At 55.9% G+C, this 13,714-nt stretch carries 13 protein-coding genes; 5 read left to right on the forward strand and 8 right to left on the reverse strand.

All coding sequences use genetic code 11. The annotated features are described in order from the left end of the window. Positions 1-39 precede the first annotated feature (39 nt). The 5 genes from IB144_RS08150 to IB144_RS08170 all read right to left on the reverse strand — a co-directional run bounded on the left by IB144_RS08150 (position 40) and on the right by IB144_RS08170 (position 6,101). On the reverse strand, positions 40-1,602 hold the full coding sequence (locus IB144_RS08150) for a cyclic di-GMP phosphodiesterase (protein ID WP_002912968.1): 1,563 nt from the start codon (positions 1,600-1,602) through the stop codon (positions 40-42). 188 nt (positions 1,603-1,790) lie between these two features. Beyond that, positions 1,791-2,360, reverse strand: coding sequence for a bifunctional murein DD-endopeptidase/murein LD-carboxypeptidase (mepS, locus tag IB144_RS08155; protein WP_002912967.1), 570 nt, complete (start codon positions 2,358-2,360; stop codon positions 1,791-1,793). A 425-nt stretch (positions 2,361-2,785) separates the two neighbouring features. After that, the gene (locus tag IB144_RS08160) at positions 2,786-3,499 is read right to left on the reverse strand and encodes a phosphatase PAP2 family protein (protein WP_074177410.1); all 714 of its coding nucleotides are present in this window, start codon (positions 3,497-3,499) and stop codon (positions 2,786-2,788) included. A 37-nt stretch (positions 3,500-3,536) separates the two neighbouring features. Beyond that, on the reverse strand, positions 3,537-4,514 hold the full coding sequence (locus IB144_RS08165; protein ID WP_014343351.1) for a GTP-binding protein: 978 nt from the start codon (positions 4,512-4,514) through the stop codon (positions 3,537-3,539). Positions 4,515-4,634: 120 nt separating this feature from the next. After that, positions 4,635-6,101: a fructuronate reductase gene (locus IB144_RS08170; RefSeq protein ID WP_004211510.1), complete on the reverse strand. Its 1,467-nt coding sequence runs from the start codon at positions 6,099-6,101 to the stop codon at positions 4,635-4,637. A gap of 207 nt (positions 6,102-6,308) precedes the next feature. On the opposite strand from IB144_RS08170, the gene uxuA reads away from it, so the two are divergent. Then, complete coding sequence (gene uxuA, locus IB144_RS08175; RefSeq protein WP_002912952.1) at positions 6,309-7,499, forward strand: mannonate dehydratase; 1,191 nt, start codon at positions 6,309-6,311, stop codon at positions 7,497-7,499. Positions 7,500-7,569: 70 nt separating this feature from the next. Here the strand turns inward: uxuA and yeiP are convergent, their stop codons facing one another. After that, positions 7,570-8,142 (reverse strand): elongation factor P-like protein YeiP, encoded by a 573-nt coding sequence (gene yeiP, locus IB144_RS08180; RefSeq protein WP_002912951.1) that lies wholly within the window; start codon positions 8,140-8,142, stop codon positions 7,570-7,572. 147 nt (positions 8,143-8,289) lie between these two features. On the opposite strand from yeiP, the gene IB144_RS08185 reads away from it, so the two are divergent. Further along, positions 8,290-8,544, forward strand: coding sequence for a YkgJ family cysteine cluster protein (locus tag IB144_RS08185; protein WP_004151121.1), 255 nt, complete (start codon positions 8,290-8,292; stop codon positions 8,542-8,544). 108 nt (positions 8,545-8,652) lie between these two features. On the opposite strand, the gene IB144_RS08190 is transcribed toward IB144_RS08185, so the two are convergent. Continuing rightward, the gene (locus IB144_RS08190; RefSeq protein WP_002912949.1) at positions 8,653-8,787 is read right to left on the reverse strand and encodes a hypothetical protein; all 135 of its coding nucleotides are present in this window, start codon (positions 8,785-8,787) and stop codon (positions 8,653-8,655) included. A gap of 288 nt (positions 8,788-9,075) precedes the next feature. Here IB144_RS08190 and IB144_RS08195 point away from each other — a divergent pair, with 288 nt between their 5' ends. Continuing rightward, complete coding sequence (locus IB144_RS08195) at positions 9,076-9,762, forward strand: hypothetical protein (protein ID WP_074196012.1); 687 nt, start codon at positions 9,076-9,078, stop codon at positions 9,760-9,762. A 359-nt stretch (positions 9,763-10,121) separates the two neighbouring features. On the opposite strand, the gene setB is transcribed toward IB144_RS08195, so the two are convergent. Beyond that, entirely contained in the window at positions 10,122-11,303 is a 1,182-nt protein-coding gene (gene setB / locus IB144_RS08200; RefSeq protein ID WP_004151122.1) for a sugar efflux transporter SetB, read from the reverse strand. A gap of 336 nt (positions 11,304-11,639) precedes the next feature. Here setB and fruB point away from each other — a divergent pair, with 336 nt between their 5' ends. Together fruB and fruK are read left to right on the forward strand one after the other, a co-directional pair. Then, entirely contained in the window at positions 11,640-12,770 is a 1,131-nt protein-coding gene (gene fruB / locus IB144_RS08205; protein WP_002912947.1) for a fused PTS fructose transporter subunit IIA/HPr protein, read from the forward strand. Then, a complete protein-coding gene (fruK, locus tag IB144_RS08210) occupies positions 12,771-13,709 on the forward strand; it encodes a 1-phosphofructokinase (RefSeq protein ID WP_002912941.1) in 939 nt (312 codons plus the stop codon). Positions 13,710-13,714 lie beyond the last annotated feature (5 nt).

Consider the following 13,714-nt stretch of genomic DNA (forward strand, 5'->3'; position numbering starts at 1 on the left):
CCCCATGGCCGACATCCGTTCCCGCATCATAAGTGAGACTTAGCGCGTTGTGAAATAGTTCGCGGGTTCATCGTGCGCAGCCACCAGCCCGGCCAGCGACAGCGGTCGGCTGATCCAGTACCCCTGCAGGAAATGAACGCCCTGGCCGCGAAGCCACTCCGCCTGTTCCTGGGTCTCCACCCCTTCGGCGACGGTCATTAATTTCAGCCGGCGGCTGAGGGTCAGTACCGCATCCAGCACCGGCGAGGTTACTGTTTCAGTACCAATCGCCTGCACAAAACCGCGATCGATCTTCAGATAATCGAAGTTATAGCGTTCGAGATAGATCAGCGCGCTATGCCCGGTGCCGAAATCATCAATCGCGATTTCGAATCCCTGGCGGTGGAGCCAGGCGAAGTTAGCCATCGATTTTTCTTTATCAATCATCGCCCGCTCGGTTACCTCCAGCACCACGTGAAAGTGGTCGGCTGGCAGCGCGGCGGCGAAGCGCAGCATATCGTCGCGGAAGCTGTCGGCCTGCAGATGGGCAGGGGAAATATTCAGCCCCAGCTTCACGCCGCGCGGCAGAATACGCTTCAACACCGCAGCGTCGCTGGCGATCAGCGCGAGCAGGTGATGGGTTAGCGGCACGATCATCTGCTGGGTTTCGGCCAGGTTAATAAAAACGTCGGGCGGAATTTCACCAACCACCGGATGGCGCCAGCGCATTAGGACCTCCACGCCGCTGATACGTAGAGTCTGAGCATTAACCACCGGCTGATAAACGATGTAGAACTGGTTATTTTTGATCCCCAGCAGAATGGATTTTCGCGGATCCGATTTGATCGTCAGCACGTAATAGCAGAGCAGCCCCGCCAGCAGGCCGCAGACGACCCCGAGCAGCAGAGCAAACTGCGTATTTTCCGCCAGCCAGCTGTTGGCATACAGGTAGACCTTCAGCGGTAAGCCCTCGATCTGTGCCTGGCGGATCGGCGCGTTATGCAGCGTTTGCGGATCCACCAGCCGATTACTGAAGGTGGAGATAGCGGTGTGATCGATGGCCAGCGCAATGCCGCTGAAATCGTTTTGCCGCGCGGAATAGAGGATATACGGCGTGAGATTAGCGTTAATCGACACGAAAATGCCGCTGTTTTGATCGCCGGGTTTACCTACCCACAGCGCCAGCGCCGCGCTCTTCGGCATCATCGGCGTGCCTGGTAAAATCGCCATAGCAACGGGTTTGCTGATATCGATGGCCGGGATCAGCTGGCTGAGGGGCGTATTCATGGCTCCCGTAGCCGATGAGCAAAAGGCGATGCCGTTTTTGACCAGCAGGAAAGCGCGGACGTTGGGGCTGAACGCGGCGTGGGAGGTAAGCCCGGAGTCAATATTCTCGCAGGGCTGGTCCACCAGCGGCTGCAGGCCGTCAATGGTCTGGCGCAGGTCGTGAAAATAGCTTTTCAGATAGGTATTAACATTGTTGATAATGGCGTCGAAACGCTCGGCCCGGTTATGGTAGATCACCATAAACTGAATGCTCCCGGCCAACAGCGCGACGATGATCCCCACGCTCAGGCTGGTTAACCAGGTTTTACGCTGGGGCGAAAAGTAGCGAGTAAGCATAGCCAGATTCTTTCCGTGTTATTGAAGCGCATCAACGGAGTGTCGGTCGTCGTTTTTCTCATTCCCACTTAAAAGACATAGCTTATTTTGCGACGTTGAGAACCAGGTGGCAAAAAAAAACACTGCCTGGGGCAGTGTTTTTTATCCCGCAGCCAGCCAAGGGATAACCGGCGGCGGTGGAGGACAGTTTACGAGCGGCTCAGGACTCGACGCGCTTCATTGTAGCGCTTTTTCCAGTACGGCTCATCCATGCTGGAGATAGTCACCCCGCTGCTGGTGGAGGCGTGAACAAACTGGTTGTTGCCGAGGTAGATCCCGACATGGCGGCCGGTAGAGCCGGCGCGAAACAGAACCAGATCGCCTGTACGCAGTTGGGCACGGGAAATCGATTTTCCGGTTTCCTGCTGTTCAGAGGTTGAACGCGGCAGTTCCAGACCAAATTGTTCGCGGAAGGTGCGCTGCACAAACGCTGAGCAGTCGATACCCTTGCGGGTGCTGCCGCCGAGGCGGTAACGCACGCCTTTCCAGCTGGCATACTGATCCATTAAACGGGACTTTACGTCCAGGTTACGGACCATCGTTTCAAATTCATCCTGAGAGGCTTGCAGTGATGATAAATCGCCACTACCCACAGCATGCGTCTCAGAATGCATATTCCTGGCGGTACTTGTTGAACTACACGCGGAAAGCAGAACCGCTACTGCAATCGCGGGGGCTACCCGCAAGATATATCTCAAAATCGGCTGAGATTTGACCATGCTGTTTATTTTCCCTTGTTGTCCTTAACGACAATGTCGTTATAAAAAATGCCAAACGTGTTAGAGCCTAAATACCCATCCGCAATGAGACAATTCCTTAAGCTTAAATTTGTGCAGTCACGCACAATTTTATTCATGCCCTGAATTAATGCTGCGGAAAAGGCAAAACGAGAACGAGATTACCCTATCAAACGCCGCATGGCGAGCGGTTTTGCGCGATTTCTTATAAGTATTTTGGTGACAAAAAGTGAATCATCGGGAAAGGCCAAAATTACGGCAATATCGGGCAAAAAACAGACAATTCCTTCATTTGTCACGGGATTAATGTGACAAGAAGATGAACGTCATGTTGAAAAAAAGGAAAATGTAAAAAGGGACCCAAAAGGTCCCCTTATAGTTAATGACTCTGGCGGCTGCCGGAGACATTATTTGGCCGATATTCTGCTGGGTAAGTAGCGATCGAAAAAGGCGATCAATTTATCGCTCAGCGGGGTCATCAATACCCAGGGCGCGCCGATCAGCACGGCGGTCAGGGAGCCGACGGCAATATCGCTAAACCAGTGGGCGCCAATCATTACCCGCGGGAAAGCAAAGACCACAAAGATAATCAGCGCGACGCCCAGCGCGCGACGGCCAAAATAGCGCCACATAAAGCTCGCGAAGATCAGCAGCATCATCCCATGATCGCCAGGGAAGCTGTCCTTCGACGCATCCTTAGTGGGGAAGTTAACGACGTCGCTGACGCGGGTAATATCGCTAAAAAACAGCGACGGGCTGGCGCGCTGTACCGGCATCAGGTGTTGTGCGAGCTGGTTGATGATCACCGCCGCCAGCAGCATCACCAGGCCCATGATGGCGATCTGACGACGGCCTGCAGTCGGCGCCTTTAGCCAATAGCTCAGCATCAGGCAGCCCATCGCCAGCAGCGAACAGGCGTCGAAGGCGCGATTGTTGATGATCGCCAGCAGCCAGGCATAAGCATGGCTGACGCTGACGCCATGGTTAAAGAAATGGAAGATCGCGGAGTCGACCGGCAACCACGCGCCATGGTTGGCTGGCAGATACCAGGAGCAAAATAGCGCTATACCCGCGATGTTAAGCAGCAGGATTAAAGGAATTCGGTTTTTCATCATAGCCATTGCGATTTTGTGACAGTCGGCGGCAACCTTAGCCGCCTTAACTTAAACGAAGCCTCAACAACGAGGTCTGGAGTGCGTTCCAGTCGGCTTCATTCGCGGAAATAAGCTCGATCCGACTATCGGGCGGAGCGACGCTGAGGGTCTCGATATGGAGATCCTCCCCCTGACGGTTGATTCGCACCGCCCCCTCGGCAATGCGCATCACGCCTTTAACGCGCCCCACTGGCGCCAGCCTGGCCCATTCGAGCAGGCCGATGGTGTCAAAGACCGTCTCCGCGTCGAAGATCCAGCCGCAGCCCTGAAAGCCCTGGCCATTGTTGAGATGGCGGCGCCAGCGCTGGTGTTCCGCCAGGCTGAGCGCGGCGAGGCCGGAAGTGGGGGGATGGCGGTGGGCGTGCTCCGCGCTCGCCGGCAGCGGGGCGGTGTTCCGTCGTGGCTCATCGAGCAGGGTCAGATCGATATTGCCCTGGATTGCCGACACCTTGCGACGCTCGCCGCCCCAGCGCTGCCACCAGTCGGCCAGCGCCCGGGCGCTTTCGGGGGTTTCCCGATCATTTTTATTAGCCACAATGATGTCCGCCGCGGCCAGCTGATCGCGGAAGTTGTCGTTGCTGACGGCTCTTTCATCCAGCAGCTGGCGGGGATCGAGGATGCACAGCGTGGCGCGCAGATCGATCCAGGGCTCATACACCGCCGCGGTGAGGATATCGAGGATCTGCTTTGGGTGGCCCAAACCGGTGGGTTCGATCAGCAGGCGATCGGGTTTGCCCTGGCGCAGCAGGGTGTTCAGCCCAACCTGCATCGGCAGGCCATTGACGCAGCACATGCAGCCGCCGGGGATCTCTTTGAGCAGGGCGCCGCTGTCGGCCAGCAGCGCGCCGTCTATCCCGACTTCGCCAAACTCGTTAACCAGTACGGCCCATTTTTCATCCGCAGGCTTCTGCGCCAGCAGATGAAGAATCGAGGTCGTCTTACCGCTGCCGAGAAAGCCGGTGATCAAATTGGTTCTGGTCACTCTTTTCTCCAGGATAAATGTAATGTTGTAACAGTTACGCCTATCCTGACGAAAAAAGGGGGAAAAGAGAAGTCCTGAGGCGGACAGAAGAGAATTCTGTCCGCATAAGCGCAAATATTGTTAAGAATTCAGTGCGCGGGCGACGGCCTCGCGGGCGCCGTGCGTCGCCAGCTGTTGCCAGGCGGCGCGGATCCCGGCGACAAACTGGGCGTTGTGCGGCAGGTCGCGGCCAAATATTTCCTCCAGCCCCAGCAGGGCGTCGACGCGCTGCTGCTCATCGCTCTGGGCCACCCGCAGCCGGATCTTGTCGACCAGCGGATCGCGCACGTCGATCGTCTGACCGGCGTCGTCCGTGCCGCTGACGTAGCGCATCCAGCCGGCCACGCCGAGAGCCAGCAGCGGCCAACGGCTGTCGCGCGCCAGATGTACGCGGATGCCATCGAGCATGCGCTGGGGCAGCTTCTGGCTACCGTCCATGGCGATTTGCCAGGTGCGGTGTTTGAGCGCCGGATTGCTGAAGCGGGCGATGAGACTGTCGGCATAGGCCAGCAGATCAACGCCGGTAATGGTCAGCGTCGGAGCCTGTTCGTCAAGCATCAGCTGGCGGGCGGCGCGGCGGAAGACGTCATCCCGCATGCAGTCGCTAATGTGCGCATGCCCTGCCAGATAGCCAAGCCAGGCGAGGAAAGAGTGGCTGCCGTTGAGCATCCGCAGCTTCATTTGCTCCCAGGGCAACACGTCATCGGTCATCTGCACGCCCGCCGTCTCCCAGGCGGGTCGCCCGGCGACAAAGTGATCTTCGACCACCCACTGAATGAAGGGTTCGCAACTGATGGCGCAGGGATCGTCGACCCCCAGCACGGCGGCGATTTCCGCCAGCGACTCCGGTGTGGCCGCGGGAACAATGCGATCCACCATGGTGCCCGGGAAGCTGACGTTGTCGGCGATCCAGTCCGCCAGCGCCGGGCTGCGTTTTTCCGCCATGCCGAGGACGGCATTTTTTACCACGTGACCGTTGTCGGGGATATTATCGCAGGAGAGCACGGTAAAGGGCGGAAGGCCTCGTTCCCGGCGGCGGGCCAGCGCTTCAACTAGAATACCGGGAGCCGACTGCGGCAGCGTCGGATTCTCCAGATCGTGAATAATGCGCGGATGCGTCGGATCCAGTTTCCCGGTCGCCGGATCGATGCAGTAGCCTTTTTCCGTAATGGTCAGCGAGACAATCGCTACCTGCGGCTCGCAAAATTTTTCGATAATCGCCGCCAGCGAATCGAGCCTGGCGTTCAGACATTCGTGCACCGCGCCGATCACAATGGGCTGGTTGCCGTCGGCGCCTTTTTCCAGCACGGTAAACAGATGGTCCTGTTCGCGAAGTTGGCTCATCAGCGTGTCGCCGCTGAACAGACTGATTTCACAGATCCCCCAGTCGCCGCCGACGTTATTCAGCACGCGATCGGTGAGCAGCGCCTGGTGCGCGCGGTGAAACGCGCCAAAGCCGAAATGGACAATACGCGAGCGGAGTTGGCTGCGATCGTATTGAGGGTATTGCACGTTCTTCGGTAGCGTAGCGGTTGCAATTGTTGTCATTCTTCCCACACCTGTTTAACTGCTTATTAACAATGCCAGTCTAAAGTTATATGACAGGAAGTTAAATTGGTAAGCCGAAATTATCCGCTGACTGTGAGCTGGATCAATCAATAGGCCAGCACTGTTTGCAGCCAGGTGAGAAACATGTATGGTAGTCGTCATGAGTGTCGCCATTATTGGTATAACAACTTTTGTGAGGGCATAGCGATGGAGCAAACCTGGCGGTGGTATGGGCCGAACGATCCGGTATCGCTTGATGATGTACGGCAGGCGGGGGCGACCGGCGTCGTCACTGCGCTGCACCATATTGCAAACGGTCAGGTATGGCCGGTCGACGAGATTAAAGCGCGTCAGGCGCTGTTAGCGGCAAAAGGGTTGACCTGGTCGGTCGTCGAAAGCATTCCCGTCCACGAGGATATTAAAACCCACAGCGGGCAGTATGCGACCTGGATTGCCAACTATCAGCAGAGCATCCGCAACCTCGCGGCCTGCGGCATCGATACCGTGTGCTACAACTTTATGCCGATCCTCGACTGGACGCGCACCGATCTGGAATATGAGCTGCCGGACGGCTCCCGGGCGCTGCGTTTCGATCAGATCGCTTTCGCCGCCTTTGAGCTGCATATCCTTAAACGCCCGGGTGCGGAAGCGGATTACAGTGAAGAAGAGCAGCGTCAGGCTGAGGTCTATTTCAAGGCGATGAGCGAAGCAGATATCGATAAACTGACCCGCAATATCATCGCCGGCCTGCCGGGAGCGGAAGAGGGCTACACCCTTGACCAGTTCCGCGCGCGTCTGGCGGAGTACGACCACATTGATAAAGCGCAGCTGCGTGAAAATATGGCCTATTTCCTGCGCGCCATCGTGCCGGTGTGCGAAGAGGTAGGGATCCGCCTGGCTGTGCATCCGGACGATCCGCCGCGGCCGATCCTTGGCCTGCCGCGTATCGTGTCGACCATCGAAGATATGCAGTGGCTGAAGGAGACGGTGGACAGCATTAATAATGGCTTCACCATGTGTACCGGATCGTATGGCGTTCGCGCCGATAACGATCTGGTGAAGATGGTGGAGACCTTTGGCGATCGCATCCATTTTACCCATCTGCGCTCTACCTGCCGTGAAGCAAACCCAAAAACCTTCCACGAGGCGGCGCACCTTAGCGGCGACGTCAATATGGTGGCGGTGGTGGATGCTATCCTGCGTGAAGAGCAGCGGCGTAAACAGGCCGGCGATCTGCGCCCGATCCCATTTCGTCCGGATCATGGTCATCAGATGCTCGACGATCTGCGCAAGAAAACCAACCCCGGCTATTCGGCGATTGGCCGTCTCAAGGGGATGGCGGAAGTGCGCGGCGTCGAGCTGGCGCTGAAAATGACCAAATACCCTGAACTGCTGTAATCGCGGCAATGGGGATAATAAAAAGGACAGCCAGCGCTGTCCTTTTTTACTGTCGGGGCGTTACCGATGATTAATCCGCGCGGCCCATATAGCGGCACTCTTCGATATGAATGCGGATTTTTTCACCGGTGGTCAGGTATTCCGGCACCTGAATCACCAGGCCGGTGCTCATGGTGGCTGGCTTGGTGCGGGAGCTGGCGGACGCACCTTTAATACCCGGCGCGGTTTCTATAATTTCCAGGTCAACGGTCTGCGGCAGCTCCAGCGCCAGCAGCTGGCCGTCCCAGGTCAGCACCTGCATGTCCGGCATCCCACCTTCCGGAATAAACTGCAGCTCTTCTTCAATCTGCTCTTTGGTAAAGGTGTAAGGGGTATAGTCTTCTTTATCCATGAACACGTATTCGTTGCCATCGACGTAGGAGAAGTCGACGAAACGGCGGGTCAGGGTGACGGTATCGACGATATCGTCGCCTTTGAAGCGCTCTTCTACTTTCAGGCCGGTGCGCACATCGGAGAAGCGCATTTTATACAGTGTCGCAGCACCGCGGGCGCTGGGTGACTGAATATCAATATTTTTCACAATCAGCAGCTTGCCGTTGTAATTCAGCACCATACCTTTTTTAATTTCATTCGCTCTTGGCATTGCAGTAATCCTGTCACTTAACGAGTCAAAAATATCGCGTAAAACTACTCGCGCCCGGGCGTTCAGGCAAGCGGATTTCGCGAGTTTTGCTATCTTCTGGCAAAACGTTTAGGCTGTGGCGCAAAATGAGCGTTTGGGAGTCGGGTTGTGGAATGTCGTACTGATTGTGGCGCATGTTGCATCGCCCCCTCTATATCATCGCCGATCCCCGGCATGCCGCAGGGCAAGCCGGCTAATGTCAGGTGTGTTCAATTATCTAATGACAACCTATGTAACATTTTCGGTTCGGAACTGCGACCAAAAGTGTGCGGCAATCTTCAACCTTCGCCAGATATGTGTTCGACGGATCGTGACGCCGCTATAACTTACCTGCTTCACCTGGAGTCCAGCACGGCACCATAGGTATTTGTAGAACATTGCTTGTAAGTATATAACCTATGGTGGTGTTTATTTTGTTTTATATCAACAGGATAGGTGGATCCTCTGAGAGGATAGCTATCACGCAGCCATTTAATCTACCAACACGTCTTCCAGGTTTTGTTGTTGAAATCTATCAGTGGCATCGACATTGAGGTCTGGCTTCAACTGCTCAATATCAAATTGAACACGAAAGCCTGTTTTCTCTGCAATATAGTCACTAAACATATTTGTACCATCAATATCCCGTCCTCTGCAGACTCGCGCTCGGGAGGAAGGGGGATAAATATCGACTTGATGAGGATAATGTTATCTGAGCGTGACAGCAGTAGGCAGTGTGAATTTTTGTATTGCTTACAAATTGTCAATCTACAGCTGAAAGTATAACGTATACACCAGTAATCAAGTGATAGGTGTTGTGATATGGATATTAATGAGTTCCCTCCGGGAGTTATCGAACATCTCGGTTGGTATGTATATCGACTGATTGATCCACGAGATGGAAGCACTTTTTACGTGGGTAAGGGAAAAGGCAATCGCGTTTTTGCTCACATGCGCGGCGAAGTGGCAGCCGCTGATGATGATGAACTGCTCAGTAATAAACTCAAGCAACTTCGTGAGATTAGATTAGCTGGTCTGGAGGTCATCCATGTAATCCATCGGCATGGTATTGCCGATGAAAAGACTGCTTATGAGGTGGAGGCTGCTCTAATCGATGCCTACCCAGGTTTGACCAATATCATGAACGGTGCTGGCAGTAACGAGTATGGCGCTGCACATATTAAAGAATTAATTGCAACGTACCAGCCTGAGACAGTGGAGTTTAAGCACAAAGCGCTGATGATATCTGTTAACAGAAGTTCAAAGGATGTTGATCTCTATGACGCAGTACGCTTCAGTTGGCGTGTAAGCCTCGAACGTGCAAGCAAAGCTGAAGTTATCCTGGCAACAGTAAAAGGAATTGTCAGAGGGGTATATGTTGCTGATGAGTGGTTAAAATCTACCCGTGACAACTTTCCTGAAATGCACCAATGGGATGAAGATGATGAGTTTGAAGCTACTCAAAGTTCACGCTTTGGTTTTCGAGGTCGCGCGGCATCTCCTGAAATTACACAGCTCTATCTTGGTAAGAAGATCCCTGATGACCTCAGAAAGAAAGGGTCAATGTCTCCTGTGAAGTATTCACCAAATTTTGATTCCTGAACGCTAATATTTCAGTATAACTGCTTAAAGGGCGATCCGGCGTTGAATATGGGTCGCCTCCAAAACCTCTAATAAATTATTGTATTTTAAATACATTTGTTTTATCTCCCGGCATTTTTTTGAGCCCCGGACCAAATAATGGTGCTGTCGATATTACTCTGGTGTCATATTGTTCAGTTATTAATGCGGAAATCAAAAATTATATTAAGATCAATGAGTTAATTATAAAGGGCAACGGCACTATAGCACTGACGACACGGATGCCTGCGCATGGCTGAAACATCTGCAGGCCGAGCTGGCTGCATTGACTCTATCATGATCATTAATCTGCATTGCCCGGCTCTGGCCGGGCAATGTGCTTACACATCTCTTATCCGCCACAGGCAGGCCTGAGTGACAACGCCCATCGCCAGCGCAATCCAGAACACCGCGTGATAGCTCCAGATCTCCGCCACTACTCCCGCCAGTGAACCGGCAATGATCCAGCCGACGCGGGTAGTATTGGTATAGAGGGTGGTGGCCGCGCCCGCCTGCCCCGGCATCAGGTCCTGGAAATAGAGCATGCCGATCCCGGCGAGGATCCCGATATAGATGGCGTTCAGCACCTGCATCGCCAGCAGCAGCGCTGGCGTATGCACCGTCAGCATGCCGACGTAAAACAGCACCCCGGCCACTGCAGAAAGACGCATCAGAAAGCGTTTGCCGAAACGCCGGGCGTAGTAACCGGCAATCAGCATGGTCGGAATTTCCAGTCCGGCGGCGGTGCCCATCATCAGCCCCGCCAGCTTCTCCGGCAGATGCAGCTCGTTAATGATAAACAGCGGCATGTTAATGATGTACAGGCTGTTAGTACCCCACATCAGGGTGCAGATGCTGAACAGCAGCAGCGCATCGCGGCGATGCGTGCGCGGAGCTTCCAGCCGGCCGGTCGCTACCGGCTTTGCTTTGCGCATGCTGGGCAAGAATAGCCAGACCATGATCCCGCAGACGATAAACGCCGCCGCGGCGCTGAGATACATCGCGGTAAAACCAAACCCCATCGCCAGGGCGTAGGCCAGCGGGGGACCAATCACCCATGCCAGGGAGACCTGGGCACGTAAAATGGAGCTGAACATCACCGCTTCGCGGCCGGTCCTGTCGGCATGCTCCCGCGCGAGGGCAAACATCTGCGGGTTGGCGGTCGATCCAAAGCTGCTGAGAAAAACGCCGATGAACAGCAAAATGAAATAGTTGCGGTTCCAGGCAAAGAGGACGCAGGCCAGCACCCCCAGCAGACAGCAGACGACAATCAGCTGCTTGCGATCGCCCTGACGGTCGGAGCGGCCGGCGAGGAACTGACTGACCAGAATGCCAATAACCGCGCTGCCGGTAAAAAAGAAACCGACCATCGCCGGGCGGACGTGCACTTCGTTGGTCAGAAACAGGCTCAGGGTCGGGGTTTGCAGCGCCCCGGCAATGCCCGTCAGAAAGGCGACGATTAAGAAGGCGGAAGAGGTGACATCGAACCCGCGTCGGGGGAGAGCGGCGCTACGGTTTTCCATGGGTTTGGTTTTCTGTAGTTTCAGGAGACGGCGCGGAGTTTACGCCTGCTGGCTAAAAATAAACAGTAGTATGGCACGAATAATTAAAAAGGCGTTTCAAAATATAGGGTTCAGCAAAAAGCTGACGTTCGAGGCGGTCGATAGCTAAAGCTTCAGCAAAAGTGTGCAGTACCTCTAAGTTCTGCGATCAAGTCGCTGACGTACCTTGCGCGTTGAGCAAGAAAGGTACAAAATTCTTGAAACGTTTCAGCGTCATTCGGCAATCCGTTCCCCGTCAGATGGCGCCTTTTTTCTCAAGTTAGCTGAAACGATTCAATTCAGCAGGAGAGGAGAACCATGTTCCAGTTATCTGTGCAGGATATTCATCCCGGCCAGCAGGCCGGTAATAAAGAAGAGGCCATCCGGCAGGTCGCCGCCGCGCTGGTCAGCGCCGGCAACGTGGCCGATGGCTACGTGAACGGCATGCTGGCGCGCGAGCAGCAGACCTCGACCTTCCTCGGCAACGGGATCGCGATCCCGCACGGCACGACGGATACGCGTGACCAGGTGCTGAAGACTGGCGTTCAGGTGTTTCAGTTCCCGCAGGGCGTCACCTGGGGTGAAGGGCAGACCGCCTATGTGGCGATCGGGATTGCCGCCAGCTCAGATGAACACCTCGGCCTGCTGCGTCAGCTGACCCACGTGCTGAGCGATGACGCGGTCGCCGCGCAGCTGCAGTCCGCCACTACCGCGGAAGAGCTGCGCGCGCTGCTGATGGGAGAGAAGCAGAGCGAAGCGCTGAAGCTGGATAACGAGACCCTCAGTCTCGACGTCGCGGCCAGCGATCTGCTGACCCTGCAGGCGCTGAACGCGGCGCGTCTGAAAGAAGTTGGCGCTGTCGATGCCGCCTTCGTTAGCCACGTCATTAACGATACGCCGCTGAACCTCGGTCAGGGCGTCTGGCTGAACGACAGTGCGGAAGGCAATTTGCGCAGCGCCGTGGCGGTCAGCCGCGCGGCTAACGCCTTTACCCGCGACGAGCAGCCGGTTTCCCTGCTGGTCACGGTGGCGATGGCCGACGAGCAGCCGACCGCAGTGCTGAACCGTCTGAGCAAGCTGCTGCTGGACAAGAAAGCTGAACATTTGCTGAAAGCCGACGCCGCCACCGTGCTGGCGCTGCTGACCAGCGACGACGCCATTGCCGAAGATGTGCTGAGCGCCGAATTCGTGGTGCGCAATGAACACGGCCTGCATGCCCGTCCGGGCACCATGCTGGTCAACACCATTAAACAATTTTCCAGCGACATCACCGTCACCAATCTCGACGGTTCCGGCAAGCCGGCTAACGGTCGCAGCCTGATGAAGGTTGTGGCGCTGGGTGTGAAAAAAGGTCACCGTCTGCGTTTTACCGCGCAGGGTGAGGATGCGCAACAAGCGCTGGATGCGATTGGCGAAGCGATCGCCGCAGGCCTTGGGGAGGGCGCATAAATGAGCAGACGTGTAGCAACGATTACGTTAAACCCGGCATACGACCTGGTGGGATTCACCCCGGAGATTGAACGCGGCGAAGTGAACCTGGTGCGCACCACCGGCCTGCACGCCGCCGGGAAAGGCATTAATGTGGCGAAAGTGCTGAAAGATCTCGGCATTGACGTCACCGTCGGCGGCTTCCTGGGTAAAGACAACCAGGACGGCTTTCAGCAGCTGTTCAGCGAGCTGGGGATCGCCAACCGTTTCCAGGTGGTGCAGGGCCGGACCCGTATCAACGTTAAGCTGACGGAAAAAGATGGCGAAGTGACCGATTTCAACTTCTCCGGCTTTGAAGTCACCCCGGGCGACTGGGAACGCTTCGTCAACGACTCCCTGAGCTGGCTCGGGCAGTTCGATATGGTCTGCGTCAGCGGCAGCCTGCCGTCCGGCGTTAGCCCGGAAGCCTTCACCGACTGGATGACCCGTCTGCGCAGTCAGTGCCCATGCATCATTTTCGACAGCAGCCGCGAAGCGTTGGTTGCCGGACTAAAAGCGGCGCCGTGGCTGGTGAAACCGAACCGTCGCGAACTGGAAATCTGGGCTGGCCGCAAGCTGCCGGAGATGAAAGATGTTATCGACGCCGCCCATGCGCTGCGAGAGCAGGGTATCGCCCACGTGGTGATCTCCCTGGGCGAAGAGGGCGCGCTGTGGGTCAACGCCTCTGGGGAGTGGATTGCTAAACCACCTTCAGTGGAAGTGGTCAGCACCGTTGGCGCCGGCGATTCGATGGTCGGCGGCCTGATTTACGGCCTGCTGATGCGTGAATCCAGCGAGCATACCCTGCGCCTGGCGACCGCCGTCGCTGCCCTGGCCGTCAGCCAGAGCAATGTAGGAATTACCGACCGTACCCAGTTGGCCGCGATGATGGCGCGCGTCGACTTACAACCCTTTAATTGACAGCA

It is taken from the genome of Klebsiella sp. K4, assembly GCF_014596785.2.
Lineage (GTDB): Bacteria > Pseudomonadota > Gammaproteobacteria > Enterobacterales > Enterobacteriaceae > Klebsiella > Klebsiella pneumoniae.

What these genes read in the sequence shown, in the direction of transcription:
- yeiP (WP_002912951.1), bottom strand. Translation starts at nt 8,142, where the DNA reads ATGCCAAGAGCGAATGAAATTAAAAAAGGTATGGTGCTGAATTACAAC.
- mepS (WP_002912967.1), bottom strand. Translation starts at nt 2,360, where the DNA reads ATGGTCAAATCTCAGCCGATTTTGAGATATATCTTGCGGGTAGCCCCC.
- IB144_RS08170 (WP_004211510.1), bottom strand. Translation starts at nt 6,101, where the DNA reads ATGACAACAATTGCAACCGCTACGCTACCGAAGAACGTGCAATACCCT.
- fruB (WP_002912947.1), top strand. Translation starts at nt 11,640, where the DNA reads ATGTTCCAGTTATCTGTGCAGGATATTCATCCCGGCCAGCAGGCCGGT.
- uxuA (WP_002912952.1), top strand. Translation starts at nt 6,309, where the DNA reads ATGGAGCAAACCTGGCGGTGGTATGGGCCGAACGATCCGGTATCGCTT.
- IB144_RS08150 (WP_002912968.1), bottom strand. Translation starts at nt 1,602, where the DNA reads ATGCTTACTCGCTACTTTTCGCCCCAGCGTAAAACCTGGTTAACCAGC.
- fruK (WP_002912941.1), top strand. Translation starts at nt 12,771, where the DNA reads ATGAGCAGACGTGTAGCAACGATTACGTTAAACCCGGCATACGACCTG.
- setB (WP_004151122.1), bottom strand. Translation starts at nt 11,303, where the DNA reads ATGGAAAACCGTAGCGCCGCTCTCCCCCGACGCGGGTTCGATGTCACC.
- IB144_RS08190 (WP_002912949.1), bottom strand. Translation starts at nt 8,787, where the DNA reads ATGTTTAGTGACTATATTGCAGAGAAAACAGGCTTTCGTGTTCAATTT.
- IB144_RS08160 (WP_074177410.1), bottom strand. Translation starts at nt 3,499, where the DNA reads ATGGCTATGATGAAAAACCGAATTCCTTTAATCCTGCTGCTTAACATC.